21 protein-coding genes and 1 riboswitch are annotated in these 22,370 nt (G+C 71.7%); of the genes, 13 read left to right on the top strand and 8 right to left on the bottom strand.

Translation table 11 applies throughout. The features are described 5' to 3' along the window. Window positions 1-13: 13 nt before the first annotated feature. The 6 genes from ASC99_RS30700 to ASC99_RS30675 form a co-directional block, all read right to left on the bottom strand. The gene (locus ASC99_RS30700; RefSeq protein ID WP_057238223.1) at window positions 14-448 is read right to left on the bottom strand and encodes a VOC family protein; all 435 of its coding nucleotides are present in this window, start codon (window positions 446-448) and stop codon (window positions 14-16) included. Window positions 449-478: 30 nt separating this feature from the next. Continuing rightward, window positions 479-1,696: a hypothetical protein gene (locus tag ASC99_RS30695; RefSeq protein ID WP_057238221.1), complete on the bottom strand. Its 1,218-nt coding sequence runs from the start codon at window positions 1,694-1,696 to the stop codon at window positions 479-481. Between the two features lie 126 nt (window positions 1,697-1,822). After that, on the bottom strand, window positions 1,823-2,149 hold the full coding sequence (locus tag ASC99_RS30690; protein WP_057238215.1) for a hypothetical protein: 327 nt from the start codon (window positions 2,147-2,149) through the stop codon (window positions 1,823-1,825). Between the two features lie 32 nt (window positions 2,150-2,181). Next, window positions 2,182-2,745, bottom strand: coding sequence for a dihydrofolate reductase family protein (locus tag ASC99_RS30685; RefSeq protein WP_057238210.1), 564 nt, complete (start codon window positions 2,743-2,745; stop codon window positions 2,182-2,184). A gap of 218 nt (window positions 2,746-2,963) precedes the next feature. After that, on the bottom strand, window positions 2,964-5,879 hold the full coding sequence (locus ASC99_RS30680) for an FAD-binding and (Fe-S)-binding domain-containing protein (RefSeq protein ID WP_057238208.1): 2,916 nt from the start codon (window positions 5,877-5,879) through the stop codon (window positions 2,964-2,966). Between the two features lie 74 nt (window positions 5,880-5,953). Then, window positions 5,954-7,453 (bottom strand): alpha/beta hydrolase, encoded by a 1,500-nt coding sequence (locus tag ASC99_RS30675; protein ID WP_057238206.1) that lies wholly within the window; start codon window positions 7,451-7,453, stop codon window positions 5,954-5,956. Between the two features lie 102 nt (window positions 7,454-7,555). Here ASC99_RS30675 and ASC99_RS30670 point away from each other — a divergent pair, with 102 nt between their 5' ends. The 3 genes from ASC99_RS30670 to ASC99_RS30660 all read left to right on the top strand — a co-directional run bounded on the left by ASC99_RS30670 (window position 7,556) and on the right by ASC99_RS30660 (window position 11,107). Further along, the gene (locus ASC99_RS30670) at window positions 7,556-8,455 is read left to right on the top strand and encodes a MerR family transcriptional regulator (protein WP_057238204.1); all 900 of its coding nucleotides are present in this window, start codon (window positions 7,556-7,558) and stop codon (window positions 8,453-8,455) included. Between the two features lie 105 nt (window positions 8,456-8,560). After that, complete coding sequence (locus ASC99_RS30665) at window positions 8,561-8,980, top strand: VOC family protein (RefSeq protein ID WP_057238202.1); 420 nt, start codon at window positions 8,561-8,563, stop codon at window positions 8,978-8,980. Window positions 8,981-9,079: 99 nt separating this feature from the next. Then, window positions 9,080-11,107, top strand: a complete 2,028-nt coding sequence (locus ASC99_RS30660) for an MDR family MFS transporter (RefSeq protein WP_057238200.1) — start codon at window positions 9,080-9,082, stop codon at window positions 11,105-11,107. 40 nt (window positions 11,108-11,147) lie between these two features. On the opposite strand, the gene ASC99_RS30655 is transcribed toward ASC99_RS30660, so the two are convergent. Beyond that, window positions 11,148-11,798, bottom strand: coding sequence for an MSMEG_1061 family FMN-dependent PPOX-type flavoprotein (locus ASC99_RS30655; protein ID WP_057238199.1), 651 nt, complete (start codon window positions 11,796-11,798; stop codon window positions 11,148-11,150). A gap of 82 nt (window positions 11,799-11,880) precedes the next feature. Here ASC99_RS30655 and ASC99_RS30650 point away from each other — a divergent pair, with 82 nt between their 5' ends. The 10 genes from ASC99_RS30650 to ASC99_RS30605 all read left to right on the top strand — a co-directional run bounded on the left by ASC99_RS30650 (window position 11,881) and on the right by ASC99_RS30605 (window position 20,514). Continuing rightward, entirely contained in the window at window positions 11,881-12,696 is an 816-nt protein-coding gene (locus tag ASC99_RS30650; protein WP_057238197.1) for an SMP-30/gluconolactonase/LRE family protein, read from the top strand. Window positions 12,697-12,781: 85 nt separating this feature from the next. After that, window positions 12,782-12,909: riboswitch (FMN riboswitch) on the top strand. A 165-nt stretch (window positions 12,910-13,074) separates the two neighbouring features. Continuing rightward, on the top strand, window positions 13,075-13,737 hold the full coding sequence (locus ASC99_RS30645) for a riboflavin synthase (RefSeq protein ID WP_057238195.1): 663 nt from the start codon (window positions 13,075-13,077) through the stop codon (window positions 13,735-13,737). Then, window positions 13,734-14,381 (top strand): nicotinamide mononucleotide transporter family protein, encoded by a 648-nt coding sequence (locus ASC99_RS30640; protein ID WP_057238194.1) that lies wholly within the window; start codon window positions 13,734-13,736, stop codon window positions 14,379-14,381. Before ASC99_RS30645 ends, ASC99_RS30640 begins: the two co-directional genes overlap by 4 nt. After that, on the top strand, window positions 14,378-15,661 hold the full coding sequence (locus ASC99_RS30635) for a bifunctional 3,4-dihydroxy-2-butanone-4-phosphate synthase/GTP cyclohydrolase II (RefSeq protein WP_057238190.1): 1,284 nt from the start codon (window positions 14,378-14,380) through the stop codon (window positions 15,659-15,661). Before ASC99_RS30640 ends, ASC99_RS30635 begins: the two co-directional genes overlap by 4 nt. Window positions 15,662-15,704: 43 nt before the next feature. After that, on the top strand, window positions 15,705-16,190 hold the full coding sequence (gene ribH / locus ASC99_RS30630; protein ID WP_057238189.1) for a 6,7-dimethyl-8-ribityllumazine synthase: 486 nt from the start codon (window positions 15,705-15,707) through the stop codon (window positions 16,188-16,190). An 89-nt stretch (window positions 16,191-16,279) separates the two neighbouring features. Continuing rightward, complete coding sequence (locus tag ASC99_RS30625) at window positions 16,280-16,552, top strand: phosphoribosyl-ATP diphosphatase (RefSeq protein WP_057238187.1); 273 nt, start codon at window positions 16,280-16,282, stop codon at window positions 16,550-16,552. Between the two features lie 53 nt (window positions 16,553-16,605). After that, window positions 16,606-17,454, top strand: a complete 849-nt coding sequence (hisG, locus tag ASC99_RS30620; RefSeq protein WP_057238185.1) for an ATP phosphoribosyltransferase — start codon at window positions 16,606-16,608, stop codon at window positions 17,452-17,454. Window positions 17,455-17,530: 76 nt separating this feature from the next. After that, window positions 17,531-17,974, top strand: coding sequence for a PH domain-containing protein (locus ASC99_RS30615; protein ID WP_057238183.1), 444 nt, complete (start codon window positions 17,531-17,533; stop codon window positions 17,972-17,974). Between the two features lie 174 nt (window positions 17,975-18,148). Continuing rightward, window positions 18,149-19,483, top strand: a complete 1,335-nt coding sequence (locus ASC99_RS30610; RefSeq protein WP_057238181.1) for a hemolysin family protein — start codon at window positions 18,149-18,151, stop codon at window positions 19,481-19,483. Continuing rightward, a complete protein-coding gene (locus ASC99_RS30605; RefSeq protein WP_057238180.1) occupies window positions 19,480-20,514 on the top strand; it encodes a hemolysin family protein in 1,035 nt (344 codons plus the stop codon). Before ASC99_RS30610 ends, ASC99_RS30605 begins: the two co-directional genes overlap by 4 nt. 5 nt (window positions 20,515-20,519) lie before the next feature. Here the strand turns inward: ASC99_RS30605 and ASC99_RS30600 are convergent, their stop codons facing one another. Further along, window positions 20,520-22,283 (bottom strand): AAA family ATPase, encoded by a 1,764-nt coding sequence (locus ASC99_RS30600; protein WP_082598785.1) that lies wholly within the window; start codon window positions 22,281-22,283, stop codon window positions 20,520-20,522. Between the last annotated feature and the right edge of the window lie 87 nt (window positions 22,284-22,370).

Raw genomic sequence — 22,370 nt, 5'->3', positions numbered from 1 at the left:
TGCCCTGGGTGTGTCAGTCGAGACAGAACTCGTTGCCCTCGACGTCCTGCATCACCATGCACGACTCGTTCTCCTCATCGGCAGGCAGCAGCCGCACGCGTACCGCGCCGAGCGCGACCAGTCGTGCGCACTCCGCCTCGAGCGTGGCCAGGCGCTCTGCACCCACGAGTCCGGTGACGACCCGCACGTCGAGGTGCAGCCGATTCTTGACGACCTTCCCTTCGGGAACGCGCTGGAAGTACAGTCGCGGGCCCACACCCGAGGGATCACTGCATGCGAACCATGAATCCCGATCCTCGGGCGGCAGCGAGCTGTTGAGATCGTCCCAAGTGGCGAACCCCGCCGGTGGCGCCGGTGCGACGTACCCCAACACCTCGCACCAGAAACGAGCGACACGCTCGGGTTCTGCGCAGTCGAAGGTGACCTGGAAATGCTTGATCGTTGCCATCGGCTCACCCTAGCAGGGGGATTCTGCTGCTCAATTCCCGGCGGGAATGTACCTGTTGACGGGCGGATGCCCCGATTGCGCCGGTTGCCCGAGCCGGGCCGCCGCCGCGCGCCTGACCTCCGGCTCCTCCATCGGGTCGTCGCGCAGCTGCGCCAGCCGGTCCCGTACGTGCGGGAGGTCGGGCGCCCCGGCGATGCCCAGCAGTCGGGAGTCCGCCTCGCAGTCCCAGAGCGACTCGGTGTACGCGTGCTCCAGCCCGTCCGGGTCGATCGCCGCAAGCGCCTTCAGGTAGGCCGGCCGCTCGTACGAGTGCGGGGTGCGCACCCAGTACCGGCGCAGCATGGGTACGGCCTCGGCGGCTTGGGGACCGAAGCGGGCCAGGCCGGCCGCGAGCATCTTGGGGCCGCACCAACTGTGCTGCTCCCACTCGGCGGCGAAGTGCGCCGACAGCACCGGCAGGTCGAAGGCGTCGCCGTGTTCGGCCAGTACCTCCAGGCCGATCCAGACGAGCCAACTCCGCCCGTCCGCCACCCACGACCGGGCAGCCGGCACTGCGAGGGCACCGCACTGCGCAACCGCCCGCGCCAGGAAGGGAAGTGGGAACTGTCCGTCTCCGGTGCCCAGCGAGGGCGCCAGGGCGAGGAGGTACGGCTCCGGCGGCCGGTACGCGAGCAGGCGCAGGGCCCAGCCCTTCTCGTCCTCGCCCGTGCCGGGGTCGGCGAGGACAGTCAGCAGGCGACGGCTCGAGGGCGTCACCTCGACGTCGCTCAGGCGACGCGAGGCGTGCGGCGCCGTGGCCATCCCAAGCAGGGAGCGCAGAGTCTCCCCGGCCTCCGAGTCCATCCGCAGCCGCTCGCCCCCGTCGAGTCCGGTGTACGCGTCCTCGGCCAGATCCCGCCACCACTCGGTCGGCCAGCAGGACGCCACCGACTCCAGGACGTCCAGCCAGTGCTCGCCCTCGCGAACGTAGGCCCGCAGCGCCTCTCTGGCTTCCGTCGAACCGGACTTCGCCAGCAGCTCCAGGATCCGGGTCGCCCACTCGCACTGGTCCTCGTCCCCCGCCAACAGCTCGACGACCGGGCCGTGCGGCAGGTCAAGATCCCTGATCAACCGCGCCAGGTACAGGTGTCGCTCGTCCACCGAGTCCCACCGCCAGTCGTACCGGACGCAGCCGTACACAAGCTCTGCGGCCGCCGCCGGATCCTGCGCCGCCAGGACCGCACCGCGCCCCCGCCCTCGCTGCAGCATTCCCTCCAGCGTGTCGGCCCGCGCGTACCTTCGCCCACTCTCTGATCCGTCACTCATCAGCGCGGAGCCTGCCCGAGAGCGGGCCGCTGCGGCCAGCCGATTTTCGCCTCGGCCCGCCCGTGGCGCTCAGCGGATGCCCGCCGCCGTCAGGTACTCCGGGAGGAGGTCGCCGAGCAGCCGGGCCAGGTCGGCCGCGAGCGCGGCCCGGAGCGGGGCGGGCGCCGCGAGCATCGGGTGGTGCCGGGCCGCGATGCTCAGCCACTGCTCCAGCACGTCGCCGACCCGGGGCGGTTCGTCGCCCGGGGCCAGAAAGGCCCGGGCGTCCGTGCACCGGCCGACCGGTGCGGCCAGGCTGACCAGCCACTCCTCCGGCGGGCCGGTGCAGTAGGCGTGGTGGACCGTGACGCCGTCCCGGTCGGCCAGCCGCTGGAGGAGCTCGGAGTGACGGAACATGCCCACCAGGGTGGCACCGACCCGACGGGGTGTCAGCCGTCCGTGCGACGGTGCCGGAGCAGGACCACCTGCGAGTCGAGGACCCGCGACTCGACCAGCTCCAGGCCGATCCGCCGGTTTTGCGGCTGGAAGACCGGCTTGCCGCCGCCCAGCAGCACCGGGTGGACGAAGACCCGGTACTCGTCGATCAGCCCGTGCTCGGTGAGGTGGGCGGCCAGGCCGGAGCCGCCGAACAGCAGCAGGGTGACGCCGGACTTCTTGAGCGCGGTCAGCTCCTCGACCACGTTCTCGTTGATCACCCGGGTGTTCCAGTCGGCCTTCTCCAGGGTGCGGGAGACCACCACCTTGGGTGCCGCCCGCCAGACCGGGGCGAAGGCGAGGTCGTGCTCGTGGGTCGAGTGCTGCTCGGCCTGCGGCCAGAAGCCCGCCATCATGTCCCAGACCACCCGTCCGTACAGGAACACCTTGTCACCGCCGGTCAACTCCTGGGAGTAGGCCGAGAGTTCGGGGCCCATCAGCGGCCAGTCGAACTCGCCCTGCGGCCCCTCGATGAAGCCGTCCAGTGACTGGTGCACGAAGTGGATCAGCTTGCCCATGGTGGTGTCCCGTTCTCTGTCCCGCGCACCCCGTCGGTGCGCCGTCACCCCTACGTCGGAGAGCGGCACGGGTTCTCGACACCGAGAGCCGATCTTTTTTCCGGAATCTTTCCGCTCAGTCTCCGGGCCCGGGGTCAGAGGCCGAAGCGGCGGTCTCCACCTGCTCGACGGGGGTCTGGTGCCGCTCCATCCGGTCGAGGTCGTGCAGGGCGGTCTGTCTAGGGTCGAGTGGCCCGCTCCAGTTCGAGCAGGACGGAGTGGTAGGGGCGGCCGGTGGCGTGCTCCATGCCGACCTCGCACATCCGGTTGGCGGAGAGGTGGGCCGAGAACTGGCGTGCTGTCACCTCGGCCGCCTCCCGGGCGGTGGCCGACTCGGTCAGTTCGCGGTGCAGCAGGCCCCGGTCGCCCGCGAAGGCGCAGCAGCCGGTGTCGTCCGGGGTGACCACCTCGTCCGCGCAGGCGGCGGCGACCGTGCGGAGCTGCTCCTCGTCGCCGAGATGCCGCATCGAGCAGGTCGGGTGCAGCACGGCCGAGTCGACCGTGCGCAGGATCTCCAGGGAGGGGAGCAGTTCGGCGGCCCAGACGACCGAGTCCAGCACCGTGAGCTCGGCGTGCAGTTCGCGGTTCTGCGCGGTCAGGTACGGGACCACCTCGTGTGCGATCCCGAGGGTGCAGGAGGAGGCGTCCACCACCAGCGGGAGCCGGCCGCCGCCGGTCCAGCCCCAGGCGGCCTCGACGATCCGGTTGGCCATCACGGCGTTGCCCCGGTCGTAGCCCTTGGAGTGCCAGATCGTCGCGCAGCAGGTCCCGCCAAGGTCGGCGGGGATCCAGACCGGCTTTCCGGCTCGGGCCGAGACCGCGACCAGCGCCTCGGGCAGGGTGGGGCCCTGATGGCCCGTCGGCTCGCCGAAGATGCGGTTCACGCAGGCGGGGTAGTAGACGGCGGCGGCGCCCGGGCGGGTGGTGGCGGGCATGGTGCGTTCGGCCGCGCCCGGGATCTCGGRCAGCCAGGCGGGCACCAGGTCGGGGCGGACCGCCCGGCGGGCGGCGCCGGTCACCGACTCCAGCAGCCGGTCGCTGATCCGCCCGGCCGCGCCGACCGCGAGCCGGGCGGAGCGCTCCACCACCGTGAAGTGTTCGGCGAACAGTGCGGCGGTGCGCTCCTCGCGCGGCGAGTGCCGCTGGTGCCGGAACTGCTTCATCAGCGCCCCGGTGTCGATGCCGACCGGGCAGGCCAGCTTGCAGGTGGAGTCGCCCGCGCAGGTGTCCACCGCGTCGTAGCCGTACGCGGCCAGCAGCTCGGCCCCGACCGGGGAGTCGGCCGGCTGGCGCATCAACTCACGGCGCAGCACGATCCGTTGGCGTGGGGTGGTGGTCAGGTCGCCGCTCGGACAGGTCGGTTCGCAGAAGCCGCACTCGATGCACGGATCGGCGATCGGCTCCACCCGGGGGATGGTCTTCAGCCCGCGCAGATGAGCCTCCGGGTCGCGGTCCAGTACCACCCGGGGAGCCAGGATGCCCTTCGGGTCCAGCAGTTGCTTGGTGCGCCACATCAACTCGGTGGCCTGCGGGCCCCATTCGAGTTCCAGGAACGGTGCGATGTTGCGGCCGGTGGCGTGCTCGGCCTTGAGCGAGCCGTCGAACCGGCGCACCGTCAGCTCGCAGAACGCGGCCATGAAGGCGGCGTACCGGTCCAGATCACCCTGCTCGGCCGGGTCGAAGGCGAGCAGGAAGTGCAGGTTGCCGTGCGCGGCGTGCCCGGCCACGGCCGCGTCGAAGCCGTGTTCGGCCTGGAGTGCGAGCAGGGCCTCGCAGGCGTCGGCCAGCCGGGACGGGGGTACGGCGAAGTCCTCGGTGATCAGCGTGGTGCCCGGCGGCCGGGCCGAGCCGATCGCGGTGACGAAAGCCTTCCGCGCCTTCCAGTAGCCGCCGACGGTGGCCGAGTCACGGGTGAAGGCGTTGGTCACCGAGGCGGCCGGCCTGATCAGCGGCAGCCCGTCGAGCAGGCCGGTGGCCACGGCCTCGGCCGCCGCCAGCGCAGCGTCGTCCGGGGCGCGGAACTCCACCAGCAGCGCGGCGGTCTCCTTCGGCAGTCCGGCCCAGTCGGCCGGTACGCCCGGCACGGCGGCCGAGGCCCGCAGGGTGTTGCCGTCCATCAACTCCACCGCCAGTGCGCCGGCTTCGTTGAACAGCGGGACGGCGGTGGCCGCCGCGCGCAGCGTGGGGAAGAACAGCAGCGCGGCCGAGACCAGCCGGTGCAGCGGCAGGGTGTCGAAGACCGTCTCGGCGATGAAACCGAAGGTGCCCTCCGAACCCACCATCAGCCCGCGCAGGATCGCGGCCGGGGTCGAGGCGTCCAGGAAGGCGTCCAGCCGGTAGCCGTTGGTGTTCTTGATCTCGTACTTGGCCCGGATCCGCCGCACCAGCGCGGGGTCGGCCTCGATCTCCGCCTTGAGCGCCAACAGTCCGGCGCAGAGGGCCGGTTCGCGCTCCGCCAGCAGCTGGTCGGCGTCCGGGGCGGCGGTGTCCAGGACGGTGCCGGAGGGCAGTACGACGGTGAGCGAGGCGAGGGTGCGGTAGGAGTTGCGGGTGGTCCCCGCGGTCATCCCGGAGGAGTTGTTCGCCACCACGCCGCCCAGCGTGCAGGCGATCGCACTGGCCGGGTCGGGGCCGAGCACCCGCCCGTGCCGCGCCAGCGTGGCGTTGGCCCGGGCCACCGTGGTGCCCGGCCTGATCCTGGCCCGCTCGCCCTCGACCTCGATCCCCGCCCAGTGCCGCCGGACGTCGACCAGGATGTCCTCGCCCTGCGCCTGCCCGTTGAGACTGGTGCCGGCCGCCCGCAGCACCACCTGCCGCCCGTGCCGGTGCGCGTACCCGAACACCGCCGACACGTCCGCCACCGACTCGGCGATCACCACCACCTGCGGCACGAACCGGTACGGGCTGGCGTCCGAGGCGTACCGCACCAGGTCGGAGACCTTGCTCAGCACCTTGCCCGGGCCGAGCACCGCCGTCAGCCCGTCGCGCAGCCCCGCCGGAGTGCCGGCCGACCGGGCCGCCTCGACCCGGTCATGGGCGGGCCCCGCCAGGGTGGTGGGCCGCAGGGCCTCCGGGTCGGGCTCCAGCAGCGGCATGGGCGGCACCCTCTCCTCGACTCCGACGGGCAGCCTCCAGCTATACCGGACGCACGGCCGCCAGCCCAGGATTTCTAGTCTTGGAGGTGCGCCAGGACGGACCGCATCGCCAGCTCCAGCGCCCGTACGGACTCCTCGGTGTGGTCCAGCACCTCGTAGCCGTGGTGGCCGTTCGGTACGTCGACCACCTCGACCCCGACCCCGGCCTTGGCGGCGGCGGTCAGGAACTCCTCGACCGTGGCCGCGATCTCGGGCGACTCCAGGCCCACCCGGGTCAGCACGACCGGCAGCCCGCCCGCGCCGCCGACCGCTGCGGTCGGGGTGAAGTGCGGGTCCACGATGCCCCAGCTCGCCAGCGGGGCGAGCACCGGGTAGGTCGCGGCCAGGCAGCGCAACCAGGACGGCGGCGCGGCCAGCCAGTCGGTGCTGAGCAGGCCGCCACCGGAGAAGAACCAGACCGCGACCCGGTCGCCGTCCACCCGGGGATCGGCCCGGACCAGCTCGACCGCCGCCGCGACGTCCGCGGCGGCCCGGTCGAAGTCGGCCAGCCCGTAAAGCCGGTGATCCACCGTCACCCCGACCACGCCGTGGCTCGCGGCGTACCGGCCGTAGCCGACGTACTGCGGCCAGTCGCGCGGGGTGGGCCGCAGCTCGGCCGTGATCGGGCCGCCGTGCACGAAGACTATCGCCGGGTGGGGCCCGTCCCCCTCCGGCAGGTACAGGTCCACCCGGTCCAGCCGCTCGCGCGGGCGCTCGGGCAGGTCGAGCAGGAACGGGCGCAGGAACGTCGGCAGTTCACCGGTCGCCTGGGTGATCCGGTGCCCTTCCCCGGCTGCGGCCCGCAGCAGCGTGTCGGCCAGTTCGGCCGGGGCGGAGAGCATCGGCCAGTGCCCGGTGGGCAGCTCGAAGAAGCCCACCCGGGGGTCCGCCAGCACCCGGAACTGCGGCGGCCCGGCGGCCACCAGCTGCTCGACCACCGCGATGCTCATCCCGCCCGCCGTGCAGATGATCCCGGTGGTCGGCAGCGCGGCGACCGCACCGGTCAGTTCGAGCGGCCGGGTCAGGGTGCCCCTGGGCTGCGGCGCGGCCAGCTCGGTCAGCCGGGCCAGCCCGTCGGGGGAGACCCCCTCGGTGCTGCCCCAGCGCTGCCACCCGTCGGCGGCCGGCGGGGCGATCCCCCAGCCACTGTCGGTCGGGTGCAGCAGCTCCTGGCGGACCGCCGGGTCCGCGACCAGGGCGAGCGCCGCGTCCCCGTTCTGCGGCAGGCCCGCGTCCAGGTAGACGATCCGGGCGATCCGCCCCGGTCGGCGGTCGGCGGCGCCCAGCACCGGGTGGATGCCGTAGCCGTGACCGACGATCACCAGCTCCGGCGCGGCCACCTCGTCGATCAGCCGGACCAGGTCCTCGACGTGCGTCTCCAGGTCGGTGCCGGGCCCGGCCTCGTCGCGGCGGTCACCCAGTCCGGTCAGGGTCGCCGGGTGCACCTCGGCGCCCGACGCCAGCAGACGGTCCGTCACCTCCTGCCACACCAGGCCACCGGTGAAGCTCTCCGACACCAGAACGAACGCCGTCATGACTGTCTCCTCGTACCTTTGGTCCGCGCCCCGGTCAGCTGCGCCGGTCCGTAAGGTAGGAGCTCCCCCTACGGGAGATTCAAGAGATGACATCCTGAGGGCATGTGGAGCATCGGAGAACTCGCCGAGCGCGCGGGGGCCACGGTCAAGACCGTTCGCTACTACTCGGACCAGGGGCTGCTGCCCGAGGCCGCCCGCAGTTCCGGCGGCCACCGCAGGTACGGGCCCGAGGCGCTGGAGCGGCTCGGCCTGATCCGCTCGCTGCGCACCCTCGACCTGCCGGTCGCCGAGGTCACCCGGGTGCTGGAGCGGGAGGAGGTGCTGGAGGACGTGATCGCCGGTCAGCTCCGCGAGCTCGGTTCGCAGCTGACCGCGCTGCGCTGGCGGGAGGCCGCGCTGCAGCTGCTCCGGGACTGCACCGGCGAGGAGCGGGCCGACCGGCTGCGGCTGATCGGTGCGATCGGTACCCCGCCGAACACCGAGGTGCTGGCCAGGTTCTGGCGCCGGCTGCTGCCGCTGCGGCTGCCGGCCGGACTGGTCACCTCGATCCTGGACGAGGCGGTGCCCCAGCCGCCGGCCGATCCGACCCCGGCCCAGGTGCTGGCCTTCGCCCGGCTGCACACGCTGGCCGACGACTTCTGCCGGAACGACTGCCGCCCGGTGCCGCAGCAGGAGGAGGGCTACCGCCCGGCGGTGTTCTACCAAGGTCTCGGCGAGGCGTACGCGCTGGCCCGGACGGACCTGCTGGCGTACCGGCCGCCCGGGAGCGAGGCGCTGGACTGCTTCGTCGCCGCCCACGCCGAGTCGCGCGGACTGCGCGACACCCCCGACTTCCGGCGGCAGCTCAGCGGCGTACTGGCGCAGAGCGCCGACCCGGTGATGGTCCGTTACTGGAAGCTCACCGCCGAAGTCTCCGGCTCGCCGGAGCCGACCATGGGTGCCACCCACCACTGGCTGCACACCGCCCTCGACGCCCGGCTCGCGACCGGGACGGTCGCCTGACCGCAGTAGCCCCGGGAGACGCCGGCGGTGCGCGGTGCCAGGCTCGGTACTGCCCGGCCGCCCGGCTGAGCGACCGTCAGCACCGTACGGAAGTGAGCCGTTCCGATGCCCACGATGATCTTCGTCAACCTCCCGGTCAAGAACCTCGACAAGTCGATCGGGTTCTTCGAGGCGATGGGGTACTCGTTCAACCCGCAGTTCACCGACGAGACCGCCTCCTGCCTGGTGATCAGCGACACCATCTACGCGATGCTGGTCACCGAGGCCCGTTTCAAGGACTTCACCAGGAAGCCGGTCGCCGACGCCACCGCCGCCACCGAGGTGATCGTCGCGCTGAGCGCGGACAGCCGGGCCGAGGTGGACGAGCTGGTCGACAAGGCGATGGCCGCCGGGGGCAGGTCCGCCATCGACCCGATGGACCTGGGCTTCATGTACAGCCGCAGCTTCCAGGACCTGGACGGCCACCAGTGGGAGTACGTCTGGATGGACGAGGCGGCGATGGCGGAGCAGCAGTCGTCGTCCTGACGGCGTGTCGTCACCCGTACCGGCGCCTGCGGTGGCGTCAGTTCCCGGTACGGCCAAGGGTGGGGGTTACCTGTACGCCGACTCGGGAGGCTCGGGAGCTTGTCCGCCACCGTAGTAGCCGACGCACCCAAGGCGCCGCCCGCGCTGAGCCGCCGTCAGACCAACGTGGTCTTCGCCACCATCGTGCTCGGCATGCTGATGGCCGCACTGGACCAGACGATCGTCTCCACCGCCCTGCCGACCATCGTCGCGGACCTGGGCGGCGGCGGGCACATGGCCTGGGTGGTGACGGCCTACCTGCTGGCCGAGACGGTGGCCACGGTGCTGGTCGGCAAGTTCGGCGACCTGTTCGGCCGCAAGATCGTCTTCCAGCTGAGCGCGGTGGTCTTCATCGTCGGCTCGATCATCTCGGGCGCCGCCAACGGGATGACGCTGCTGATCGTCGGCCGCGCGGTGCAGGGCCTCGGCGGCGGCGGTCTGATGGTCACCGCGATGGCCCTGATCGCGGACGTGATCCCGCTCCGCGAGCGCGGCAAGTACCAGGGCGCGCTCGGTGCGGTCTTCGGCGTCACCACGGTGGTCGGCCCGACCCTGGGCGGGCTGTTCACCGACCACGCGTCCTGGCGCTGGTGCTTCTACGTCAACGTGCCGATCGCGATCGTGATGGTGGTGATGGCGGCCAGGACCATCCCCTCGGTCAAGGCCGCCGTCCGGCCGGTGATCGACTACGCGGGCATCGTGCTGGTGGCGCTCGGCGCGTCCGGCCTGGTGCTCGGGCTCGAGTGGGGCGGCAACGAGTACTCCTGGGGCTCGCCGGTGATCATCGGGCTGTTCGTCGGCTCGGTGCTGCTGCTGGTGGGCTTCGTGCTGGTGGAGCTCCGGGCGAAGGAGCCGATGCTGCCGATGCACCTGTTCCGGAACTCGGTCTTCACGGTCTGCTCGATCCTCAGCTTCATCGTCGGCTTCGCGATGCTCGGCGCGATGACCTTCCTGCCCACCTACCTGCAGTTCGTGGACGGGGTCTCGGCCACCATGTCGGGCGTACGGACGCTGCCGATGGTGGTCGGGCTGCTCGGCACCTCGATGCTCTCCGGCATCGTGGTCAGCCGCACCGGCCGGTACCGGATCTTCCCGATCCTGGGCACCGGGGTGATGGCGGTCGGGCTCTGGCTGATGTCCACCATGGGACCGGACACCGGGGTCTGGCTGGAGTCGCTGTACATGTTCGTGTTCGGCCTGGGCATCGGGCTGGCCATGCAGGTGCTCACCATCGCGGTGCAGAACACCGTGCCCTACCACGAACTGGGCACCGCCACCTCGGGCGTGACGTTCTTCCGGACGCTGGGCAGCGCCTTCGGCACCGCGGTGTTCGGCACCCTGTTCACCAACCAGCTGACGCGCAGTCTGGCCGACGCCGCCGCCGAGCAGCCGAGCGTGCCGCCCGGAGCGGTGTCCAGCCCGGCCGGGCTGGACGCGCTGACGCCCGATCAGGCGGCGCCGTTCATCGCCGCGTACGCCGACACCATCAACTACGTGTTCCAGTGGGTGGTCCCGGTGGCCCTGGTCGGCTTCCTGGTGGCCTGGTTCCTCAAGGAGGTACCGCTGCGGGACAGCGCCAGGGCGGCCGCCTCCGACCTCGGCGAGGGCTTCGGCGCACCGGACACCGCCGACGCGGACAAGCAGTTGGAACGGGCGCTGGCGAACCTGCTGCGCAAGACCAAGGGCCGTCCCGACGTCGGCAAGCAGATCCTCGCCGACTCCGGGAGCACCCTGCCGCCCGGCTCGGCCTGGGCGCTCGGCCAGATCTACTGGCGCGGCCGGTTCGCAGGCGGGGCGGACCTGGAGTCGATCGCCGTCGCCCACCACCTGCCGGGCGACGTCCTGGAACCGACCTTCGACCGGGTGGTCCAGGGCGGCTACGCCACGGCCGAGGACGGGCAGCTCGGCCTCACCCCGGCCGGCCGGACCGAGGTCGACCGGCTCTCCGAGGCCTGGCGTCGCTGGGTCGGCCACCAGCTGGACGACTGGGACGTCACCGACCCCGAGGACCGGGCCGGCCTGGACCGCGCGATCGAGTCCATCGCCGCCCGGCTGTACGACGAGGAGCAGGAGCACGCCTCGGTCTGACGGTTCGGCACGTGGCTCGACCCGCGGCTCGACCCGCGACTCACTCGTAGCGGTAGAGCAGGGCCTCGCGCTCGTTCTGCTCGATCATCTCGACGGTCAGCGACGGGTCGCGCAGGTGGGAGAGGGTCACCTCGGCGGAGCTGGGGGCCGCGTCCGGGGCGAGCCACTGCTCGGGCTTCCAGGCGCCGCCGCGCAGGAACGCCTTCGGGCAGTGGCCGTAGATCTCCTCGACGCCGACGATCACCGCGCTGCGCGGCGGCTTGCCGACGGCGGTGAGCTGGGCCAGCAGCTGCGGGTCGGCGGAGACGCAGGCCCGGCCGTTGACCCGCAGGGTGGTGTCCCGTCCCGGGATCACGAAGAGCAGGCCGACCTGGCCGGTGGCGACGATGTTGTGCAGGCTGTCGAGCCGCTTGTTGCCGGTGGCGTCGGGGATGGCCAGGGTGTGGTCGTCGAGCACCGTGACGAAGCCGGGCGGCCCGCCGCGCGGGGTGACGTCGCAGCTGCCGTCCGCTCCGGTGCTGGCCATCAGGACCAGCGAGGAGCAGCCGATCAGGCGGCGGGCGGCGTCGTGCAGGTGGTCGACCTGCTTACGGCGGGCGTGCTCGCCCGGCTGCTCGTACAGCTCGCGGAGCTGGGCGGGGTCGGCCAGGGCGTTGGTCCGCAGGGCCTCGAAGGCGTTCGGTGTGGTCACGTACCAGCACGGTAGCCGACCGGCGATCTTGAGGGCGAGAGGTGGCCCTGATAGTTTCCCGAGAAAACGAAACGGGGCAGCCATGAAGCCGATCGACGACCGGGTCAGCGAGCTCGGCGAGGGTCCGGTCTGGGACGTCAGGAGCGGCAGTCTGCGGTGGGTGGACATCCCCGGCGGGATGGTGCACAGCTCTGACGGCAGCTCGCAGCGGCTGACCGCGCCGGTGACCGCCGTGCTGCCCACCACGACCGGCTGGGCGACCGTACTGCAGGACCGGGTGGAGCAGGACGGCCACACTGTCCCGGTGCCGCTCGGTGCGGCCGACCGGTGCAACGACGCCAAGACCGACCCGGCCGGACGGATCTGGGTCGGCACCATGGCCCGGGGTGAAGTCACCCGCCGGGCAAGCCTGTTCAGGGTCGACGGCGACACCGCCACCGAGCAGGTGAGCGGCGCCTCGATCTCCAACGGCCTGGGCTGGAGCCCCGACGGCCGGCGGATGTACTGGGCCGACACCCCGACCGGCCGGATCGACGTGTTCGACTTCGACCCGGCCGACGGCAGCATCCGGGACCGGCGCCCGTTCGCGGTCACCGAGATGCCGGACGGGCTGACGGTGGATGCCGAGGGGGCGGTCTGGGTGGCCCGCTGGGGCAGTGGTGTGCTGCACCGCTACACTCCCGACGGCATGCTGGACACCGTGCTGCCGGTCGGCGTCTCGCACCCGACCAGCTGCACGTTCGGCGGCCCGGACCTGCGCACGCTGTACGTGACCACCGCCCGGAAGCCGGCGGCGGACGGTCAGTTCTCCCGCCATGCAGGGCAGTTGCACGCCACCAGGCTGCCCGTGCCGGGCCTGCCGGCCACCCCCGCGGTATTCCCCGGGGTGTCGACCTGACGGAGTGAACCAGGACACAGGGGGCACCCCTCCCGGCCCCCTTGCGGGGCATGGCAGAATGACGGAAGTAGTAGCAGTGACGTTCAGCGCACTCCGGGGTCGGTGAAAATCCGAACCGGCGGTTACAGTCCGCGACCCGTCCGCAGCCAGCGGCCGGTTGACCAGGTGAAATTCCTGGACCGACGGTTAAAGTCCGGATGGGAGGCGTGCGCGGGCGGGTAGTGACCAGCGGTGCCACGGCTCTCCCCGAAGAGACGTGGGTCAGGCGAGAGCTCTCTTTCACGGGAGTTCCCTCTGAGTGCCCGGTTGGTCGCTGTTCGTCGTGTCATCTCCCAATGCCGCCCCGGAGTCCGCGCTCTCAGCGCGAGGAGAACCCGGGTGTTCACCGGCATCATCGAAGAGCTCGGCGAAGTCGTCTCCATCGAGGAGATCGGCGAATCGTCGCGGATCCGCCTGCGTGGCCCCGTGGTCTGTTCCGACGCCGGCCACGGCGACTCCATCGCGGTCAACGGCGTCTGCCTGACCGTTGTCGACACACCGGATCAACTGGCGGCCACCACCGGCGAGTTCAGCGCCGACGTGATGGCCGAGACGCTGCATCGGTCCAGCCTGGGTGCGCTCGCCCCCGGCTCCAGGGTCAACCTGGAGCGGGCGATGGCACTCGGCGCCCGGCTCGGCGGCCACCTGGTCCAGGGCCATGTGGACGCCACCGGCGAGCTGCTCTCCCGCGAGCCCGGCGACCTGGACGCCCAGGGCCTGCCGCGCTGGGAGGTGCTGCGCTTCTCGCTCCCGCAGTCCATCACCCGCTACCTGGTGGAGAAGGGCTCGATCACCGTGGACGGCGTCAGCCTGACCGTGGTCGAGGCCGCGCTGGACAGCTTCACCGTCAGCCTCATCCCGGCCACCCTCGCCCTCACCACGCTCGGCACCAAGAGCATCGGCGACCCGGTCAACCTCGAGGTGGACGTCCTCGCGAAGTACGTCGAGCGGCTGCTCGACGCGCGCACCCTGCCGGACACCCTCACCAAGGACGCCTCGTGAACTGGCTGAACGAAACCGCGTTCTCGATATTCGGACAGTCCGTCAAGTGGACCGACATGGTGGGCAACCTGCTCGGTCTGGCCGCGCTCGCGCTCGGCTGGCGCCGCTCGGTCTGGAGCTGGCCGGTCCAGCTGCTGTCCGCCGTGGTACTGGTCGGCGCCTACCTGTCGGCCCACCTGACCGGGCTGATCGGCAAGCAGGGCATCGTGATCGTGGCCGCCGTCTGGGGCTGGACCCAGTGGCAGCGCGGCCGCCGCTCCACCGGTGAGATCGAGGTCCGGTTCGCCACCGCGAAGGAGCGGGCCGCCCTGATCGGCGGCACCGCGCTGGCCACCCTGGCGGTGGCCGGGATCTTCCTCGCCTACCCCTCGCTCTCCTGGAGCCCGTGGGCCGACGCCTACATCTTCGTCGGCACGCTGGCCGCGATGGTGGCCCAGGCCAGGGGCTGGGTCGAGTTCTGGTTCGCCTGGATCGCCGTCGACCTGGTCGGCGTCCCGCTCGCCTTCTCCAGCGGCTACACCTTCTCCGGCCTCACCTACGCCATCTACTTCGTGCTGGTGCTGCTCGGCCTGCGGGCCTGGTGGCTGCGTACCCGCACCCCTCGTCCCGCCAAGGCGGCCGTCCTGCAGGGAGTTTCGGCATGACCACCCAGCCCGAATCCGACATCCGTCAGCTGATCGACGACGCCTTCGCGCTCGACCCGGTCGAGCGGGCCATCGCCGACATCGCGCTCGGCCGCCCGGTCATCGTGGTGGACGACGAGGACCGCGAGAACGAGGGCGACATCATCTTCGCCGCCTCGGCCGCCACCCCGGAGTTGATGGCCTTCACCATCCGCTACTCCTCCGGCGTGATCTGCGTGCCGATGACCGGCGAGGAGCTGGACCGGCTCAAGCTGCCTCCGATGACCGCCGTCAACGAGGACCGCAAGGGCACCGCGTACGCCGTCTCGGTGGACGCCAAGGACGGGGTGGACACCGGCATCTCGGCCGCCGACCGGGCCCGCACCGTCAAGCTGCTGGCCACCGCCGCCACCGAGCCGGGCGACCTGACCCGCCCCGGCCACGTCTTCCCGCTGCGCGCCGTCGACGGTGGGGTGCTGGTCCGTCCCGGCCACACCGAGGCGGCTGTCGACCTGGCCCGGCTGGCCGGCCTGCCGCCGGTCGGCGCGATCTGCGAGGTGGTCAACGACGACGGCACCATGGCCCGGCTGCCCGAGCTGGTCGCCTTCGCCCGGGAGCACCGGCTGGCGATCATCTCGATCGAGGACCTGATCGCCTACCGGCGCCGAACCGAGCTGCACGTGACCCGCGCCGCCGTCACCCAACTCCCCACCGTGCACGGTGAGTTCACCGCCATCGGCTACAAGGGCACGCTGGACGGCGTCGAGCACATCGCGCTGGTCGCGGGCGGCCTGGGCGAGGACGGCAAGCTGCCGTCCGGCGAGGACGTGCTGGTCCGGCTGCACTCCGAGTGCCTGACCGGCGACGTGTTCGGCTCGCTGCGCTGCGACTGCGGCCCGCAGCTGCAGACCGCGCTGGCCCAGGTCGCCGCGGCCGGCCGGGGCGTGGTGCTCTACCTGCGCGGCCACGAGGGCCGGGGGATCGGCCTGACCCACAAGCTGCGCGCGTACGAGCTGCAGGAGCAGGGCCGGGACACCGTGGACGCCAACCTCGAGCTCGGCCTGCCCGCCGACGCCCGGGACTACAGCATCGGCGCCCACATGCTGGCCGACCTCGGGGTGCACACCCTCACGCTGCTCACCAACAACCCCGACAAGATCGCGGCGCTGACCGAGCACGGCCTCAAGGTGACGGACCGTCGGCCGGTGGAGATCGAGCCCGGCGAGCACAACGCGGCCTACCTGCGCACCAAGCGCGACCGGATGGGCCACGAGCTGCCGTGGCTCGACAAGAACTCCTGACACCCTTTCCGTACGCATTTTCTCGACAGACAGGAAGAACGACGTGAGCGGCCACGGAGCCCCCGAGCTGACCCTCAAGAACTGCGCCGACCTGCGGGTCGCGGTGATCGCCGCGCAGTGGCACCAGCAGGTGATGGACGGCCTGCTGGACGGCGCGCACCGCGCCCTCAAGGAGCTCGGGATCGAGGAGCCCACCATCGTCCGGGTGCCGGGCACCTTCGAGCTGCCGGTGGCCGCCAAGCAGCTCGCCGACCGCGGCTACGACGCGGTGGTGGCACTCGGCGTGGTGATCCGCGGTGGCACCCCGCACTTCGACTACGTCTGCCAGGGCGCCACCCTCGGCCTGACCCAGGTGAGCGTGGACACCGGAGTCCCGGTCGGCTTCGGCGTGCTCACCTGCGACAACGAGCAGCAGGCGCTGGACCGGGCGGGCCTGCCCGGTTCGGCCGAGGACAAGGGCCACGAGGCGGTCACCGCCGCCGTCGCCACGGCCGCCGCGCTGCGCTCCGTCTCCGAGCCCTGGCGGTAAGTCCCGCCGGGCCGTGGTGTCCAAAGGACTGTCCACGGTCCGGGACTGTTTACCGTCCGTCAGCCTGCAAGCCGTAAGGTGAGCCCATCATGGCTTCGAAGACATTCGAGGAGCTGTTCACCGAGCTCCAGCAGAAGGCCGCCACCGGCGACCCCTCGTCCTCCCGTACCGCGCAACTCGTCCAGCAGGGCGTGCATGCCATCGGCAAGAAGGTCGTCGAGGAGGCCGCCGAGGTCTGGATGGCCGCCGAGTACCAGTCGGAGGAGGAGACGGCCGAGGAGATCTCCCAGCTCCTCTACCACCTTCAGGTGATGATGGTCGCTCGCGGGCTGACGCTCGACGACGTCTACAAGTACCTCTGAACACCACCCTCCTGCACACCCCACGTAACCCCACAGCGAAGGATTCACCTCTCATGCTGCGCATCGCCGTTCCCAACAAGGGTTCGCTCTCGGGTCCCGCGGCGGAGATGCTCCATGAGGCCGGATACCGGCAGCGCAAGGACCCCAAGGAACTGGTGCTGGTCGACCCGGAGAACCAGGTCGAGTTCTTCTTCCTGCGTCCCCGCGACATCGCCGTGTACGTCGGCTCCGGCCGGCTCGACATCGGCATCACCGGCCGCGACCTGCTGCTCGACTCGGCGTCCAACGCCGAGGAGGTGCTCGCGCTCGGCTTCGGCGGCTCGACCTTCCGGTTCGCCCGGCCGGTCGGCTTCGAGGTCGGGGACGTCGCGGGCCTGGAGGGGCTGCGGATCGCCACCTCCTACACCGGCCTGGTCGAGCAGCACCTGGCCGAGCAGGGCGTGAAGGCCACCGTCACCAAGCTGGACGGTGCGGTCGAGACCGCGGTGCAGCTCGGTGTGGCCGACGTGATCGCCGACGTGGTGGAGACCGGCACCAGCCTGCGCAACGCGGGCCTGGAGATCTTCGGCGAGCCGATCCTGGTCTCGGACGCCGTGGTGATCCGGCCCAAGGGCGCCGGCGAGGATGCCGGGGTCGAGCAGTTCCTGCGCCGCCTGCAGGGCGTGCTGGTGGCCCGCCGGTACGTGCTGATGGACTACGACATCCGCGCCGAGCACGTCTCCGCGGCCGTCGCCCTGACGCCCGGTCTGGAGTCGCCGACCGTCTCCCCGCTGCACACCGAGGGCTGGGTCGCGGTCCGCTCGATGGTGCTCCGCAAGGAGGCCCAGCGGATCATGGACGACCTCTGGAGCATCGGCGCCCGCGCCATCCTGGTCACCAACATCCACGCCTGCCGGCTCTGACGAGTCATCGGGGCGGGGCCGGCGCGTCCGGCTCCGCCCCGCTTTCGTGTTCCTGAGACTGTTCCGGAGAGTCACCGTGCCGAGCCCCGTCGAACTGCCCGTCACCTGGGCCCCGCGCCGCAACCGTGCCGTGCTGGCCGGGATCTGCACCCTGCTGCTGGTGCTGTTCAGTGTGCTGGCCTTCGCGCTGCCGTCGAACTGGCAGTTCAACGACCGGTTGGCGATCTTCGTCAGCGGGCTGCTGTTCTCGGCGGTCGGCCTGCTGCTGGCCCGCCCCCGGGTGAGCGCCGACGCCGAGGGCGTCACGGTGGTCAACTTCGTCCGGCAGCACCGGCTGAGCTGGCCGCAGATCGTCAGGGTGAACTTCCGTCAGGGCGACCCCTGGGTGATGCTCGACCTCGCCGACGGCACCTCGCTGGCCGTCGTCGGCATCCAGCCCGCCGGTGGTCGGGACCAGGCCGTCGCCGCCGCCCGCGCACTGCGTGACCTGGTCGAGGACCACGGCGTGGCGCGGAACTGAGGGGCCGAACGAGTTCCTTATCCTCGTACGGATATCGTTTACGCTGGTTAAAGCCTGGGCAAAGGCCTGTCCCATTCACCCACGACCAGAGGAGTGACACCTCCCCTCGATGGACGATCCGTCCGGTAGTACCCGCGCCGCCTCGCTTCCGATCACCGGAAGGCAGGCGGCACTGTGATCACCGCCTGGCTGCTGCTGCTCGCGGCCGTGCTGCTCATCCTCGCCAACGGCCTCTTCGTGGCTGCCGAGTTCGCCCTCGTCACGGTGGACCGTGGAACCGTCGAACGCTCCGCCGCCGCCGGTGACCGCAAGGCCGAGAGCGTCCTGAAGGCGGTCCGCCAGCTCTCCTTCCAGCTCTCCGGTGCCCAGCTCGGCATCACCGTCACCTCCCTGGTGGTCGGCATGCTGGCGTCACCCGCCCTCTCCGTCCTGCTCAGCCCGGTCTTCGTCGCCGTCGGGGTGCCGGAGTCGGCCGCGCACGGGGTGTCGGTCGCGGTCGGCATGGCGCTGGCCACCGTCTTCCAGATGGTGGTCGGCGAACTGGTGCCGAAGAACTGGGCGATCGCCCGCTCGACCCAGGTCGCGTACGCGGTGGTCGGACCGCAGCGGCTGTTCTCCGCCGTCTGCCGCCCGCTGATCAGCTTCCTGAACGGCTCGGCGGACCGGATGGTGCGTGCTCTCGGCATCGAGCCGCAGGAGGAGCTCGGCCACGCCCGCACCCCGGCCGAACTGGTCTCGCTGGCCCGGCACTCGGCAAAGGAGGGCGCGATAGACGAACAGTCCGCGACCCTCTTCGTGAAGACCCTCAGCCTGGCCGACCTGACCGCCGAGAGCGTGATGACCCCCCGGGTGGACGTGACCGCGCTGCAGCGGGACGCCACCGCCTCGGACGTGCTCAACCTGACCAGGGCCACCGGCTTCTCCAGGTTCCCGGTCTACGCCGACAACCTGGACGAGGTCACCGGCACCGTCACCCTGAAGGACGCCCTGGCGGTGCCGGCCGAGCGCCGCTCGCACACCAGGGTCGCCCAACTCGCCACCCCCGCCCTGCTGGTGCCCGAGACGCTGCCCGCCGAACTGCTGCTGGACCAGCTCCGCCGCGAACAGCCGATGGCGATCGTGGTGGACGAGTACGGCGGCACCGCCGGGGTGGTGACCATCGAGGACATCGTCGAGGAGATCGTCGGCGAGGTGCAGGACGAGCACGACCAGGCCGACACCCCCGAGCTGCGGCAGCTGCCGCCGAAGGACGGCCGGCCGGTCTGGGAGGCCGACGGCCGGGCCAGGACCGACCAGCTGGAGGCCATCGGCCTGTACGCGCCGGACGGGCCGTACGAGACGCTCGGCGGCCTGCTCTCCGACCTGCTCGGCAAGCTGCCCGCGCCGGGTGAGCAGGCGTCACTTCCCGGCTGGCGATTCACCGTGCTCGGCGTCGAACGTCACCGGACCAGCCGGGTGCTGGTCGAGCGGATCGACTGGCACACCCACTCCGAGGACGAGGACCGATGATCGCGCTCCAACTGGCCGCCTCGCTGTTGCTGCTGCTCGGCAACGGCTTCTTCGTCGGCGCCGAGTTCGCGGTGATCTCGGTCCGGCGCAGCCAGATCGAGCCGCTGGCGGAGGCGGGCAACAAGCGGGCCCGCACGGTGCTGCACGCGCTGTCCAACGTCTCCGCCATGCTGGCGGCGGCGCAGCTCGGCATCACGGTCTGCTCGCTGCTGCTCGGTGCGCTGGCCGAGCCGACCATCGCCCACCTGCTGGAGGGCCCGTTCGAGCTGCTCGGGGTTCCGGAGCAGCTGATCCACCCGATCGGCTACGCGCTGGCGCTGGCCCTGGTGGTCTTCCTGCACATGGTGGTCGGCGAGATGGTCCCGAAGAACATCGCGCTGGCGGGCCCGGAGAAGGCCGCGCTCTGGCTCGGCCCGCCGCTGGACCGGCTGGCCCGCTGGCTCAGCCCGGTGATCCGGTTCCTGAACGCCTTCGCCAACGGCCTGCTGCGGCTGGTCAAGGTGGAGGCCAGGGACGAGGTCGAGTCGGTCTTCACCACCGAGCAGCTGCTCTACCTGCTGACCGACTCCAAGGAGGCGGGCCTGCTCGACGAGGGCCGCCAGGAGCGTCTTGAGGACGCGCTGGAGCTGGGCGGCCGCCCGGTCACCGACGTGCTGCTGCCCGCCGACCAACTGGTCACGGTCGGCAGCACGGTGACCGCCGCCGAGGTCGAGGAGCTCGCGGTGCGGACCGGGTTCTCCCGCTTCCCGGTGGTCGACGCGGAGGGCGAGGTGCTCGGCTACCTGCACGTCAAGGACGTGCTGGACGCCGAGGACCGGAACGCCCCGATGCCGACCCGGCTGTGGCGTCCGGTGACGGTGCTGCCGGGCAAACTGCCGCTGGACGACGCGCTCGGCGCGATGCGGCGGGCCGCCTCCCACCTGGCGGCCGTGGTGGACCAGGACGGCAAGCCGCTGGGCCTGGTCGCGCTGGAGGACGTCCTGGAGGAGCTGGTCGGCGAGATGCACGACCCGGACCACCGGACCGTCTAGCAGGGTCAGGCCCGGCCGTCGATCAGTTCGCCGTACGCCTGGACCAGGTCGGGGAGGCGGAGGGTGGCCAGGTCCTCGCGGGACGGGGTGCCGGGGAGGGCGGAGAGGCGCAGGTCGCGGTAGGCGCAGGACTTCTCGTACAGGGTCCTGATGAAGCGTCCGTTGCCGAGGTTGTCGATCCAGCCCTCGCGGACCACGTGGGCGCAGATGCTGGCCAGCTCCTCGGTGGCGTCCCGGTCCCAGTCGTCGCCGCCGCCGGAGGCCAGGGTGCGGCCGATCGCGGTCAGTTCGGTGGGGCGGTAGCTGGGGAAGTCGACCCGGGTGGTGAAGCGGGAGTTGAGGCCGGGGTTGGTGGCCAGCAGCCGGTTCATGCCCTCGGGATAGCCGGCCAGGATCACCACCAGCCGGTCGCGGTTGTCCTCGGCACGCTTGAGCAGCACCTGGAGTGCCTCGTCGCCGTACGCGTCGCCCTTGCTGTAGCCGGAGTTGGAGAGGCTGTACGCCTCGTCGATGAAGAGCACGCCGTCCAGTGCGGAGTCGATCAGTTCGTTCGCCTTGACCGCCGTCTGGCCGAGGAACTCGCCGACCAGGTCGGCTCGTTGGGCCTCCACCAGGTGGTCGCCGGAGAGCAGACCGAGGGCGTGGAAGACCTGGCCGAGGATCCGGGCCACCGTGGTCTTGCCGGTGCCGGAGGGGCCGGAGAAGACGAAGTGCCGCTTCGGCGGCTGCACCGGCAACTCCTGGTCGGCCCGCAGCCGGGACATCCGTAACTGGGCGGACAGCGCCCGGACCTGGCGCTTGACCGGCTCGAGCCCGACCATCTGCTCCAGCTCGGAGAGCGCGTCGTCCAGGCTCTGCGGGCCGTGCCGCCGGGGCCCGGACCGGTCGGCCGGGCCGACCGCGGCCGGGGCCTCGGCCCGGACCGGCAGCGGGGTGCGCTCGGGAGCCTCGGCCGGGGGAGCGGCCGGGGTCTCCTCGGGTTCGAAGAACGGGAGGAAGTCCTCGTCGGGCATGGGGAGTTCGCCGCCGCTGTCGTCCACCGGGACCAGCACGTCGAGCACCCCGTCCTCGGTGGCGATCGCAGCCAACCGGGCGGCGGTGTCCATGAAGCCGGGGTCGGCCCGATGCACCGCGCGGTAGAGCGGGAGCGCTGCGGCGCTGCGGCCGGAGCCCTCGTAGGCGCGGGCCAGCCAGTAGCGCAGCTCCTTGCGCTGCGGCTGCTCGGACCGGCAGCGGGCCAGCGATGAGGCCAGTGGGTGCTGGGCCTGGGCGCACATGTCGAGCCGGACCCGGGCCATCCCGGCGAACAGCCCGGCCTCGATGCCGAGCAGCTGGTCGTCGAGCAACTGGTCGGTGTCCCGGATGAGTTGCTCCCAGTCCTTGAGCAGGTAGGAGCGGCAGGCGTGCAGGAAGCGGACCGAGGGGTCCTGCTCCGGCTGCGGGCAGCCGGCCAGTGCGGCGTCCAGCTCGGCCAGGTGCCGGCCGTCCAGCCAGTGCGAGGCGTGCGCCAGCGCGAGGTCGCGGCCGTCCTCCAGCACGGGCTGGACCCACCAGCCCAGCCAGAACCAGGAACTGAGTGGCCGTCGGTGCTTGGTCCGCTGCTCACCGAAACGTTTCTGGTGGCGGTGCATGGCGAGTAACGCGCCCGAGGTGTCGCAGCGCAGCGCGTGCAGGCCGAGCCAGGCGTCGGCCATGCCCGGGTCGAGCTCGACCGCGGTGCGGAACTCCTCCTCCGCGCGGGCGTACGACCCGGCCGCGTACGCGTCCATGGCGCGCAGCCAGGCGCGGTCGGCCAGCCTCTCGGGCCCCGCCGTACCGGAACTGTCCACTGTCACTCAGCCCCCCGCCGTGTGCAC

Source organism: Kitasatospora sp. Root107 (assembly GCF_001424875.1).
Taxonomy (GTDB): domain Bacteria; phylum Actinomycetota; class Actinomycetes; order Streptomycetales; family Streptomycetaceae; genus Kitasatospora.
This window is presented reverse-complemented; position numbering and strand designations above follow the sequence as displayed.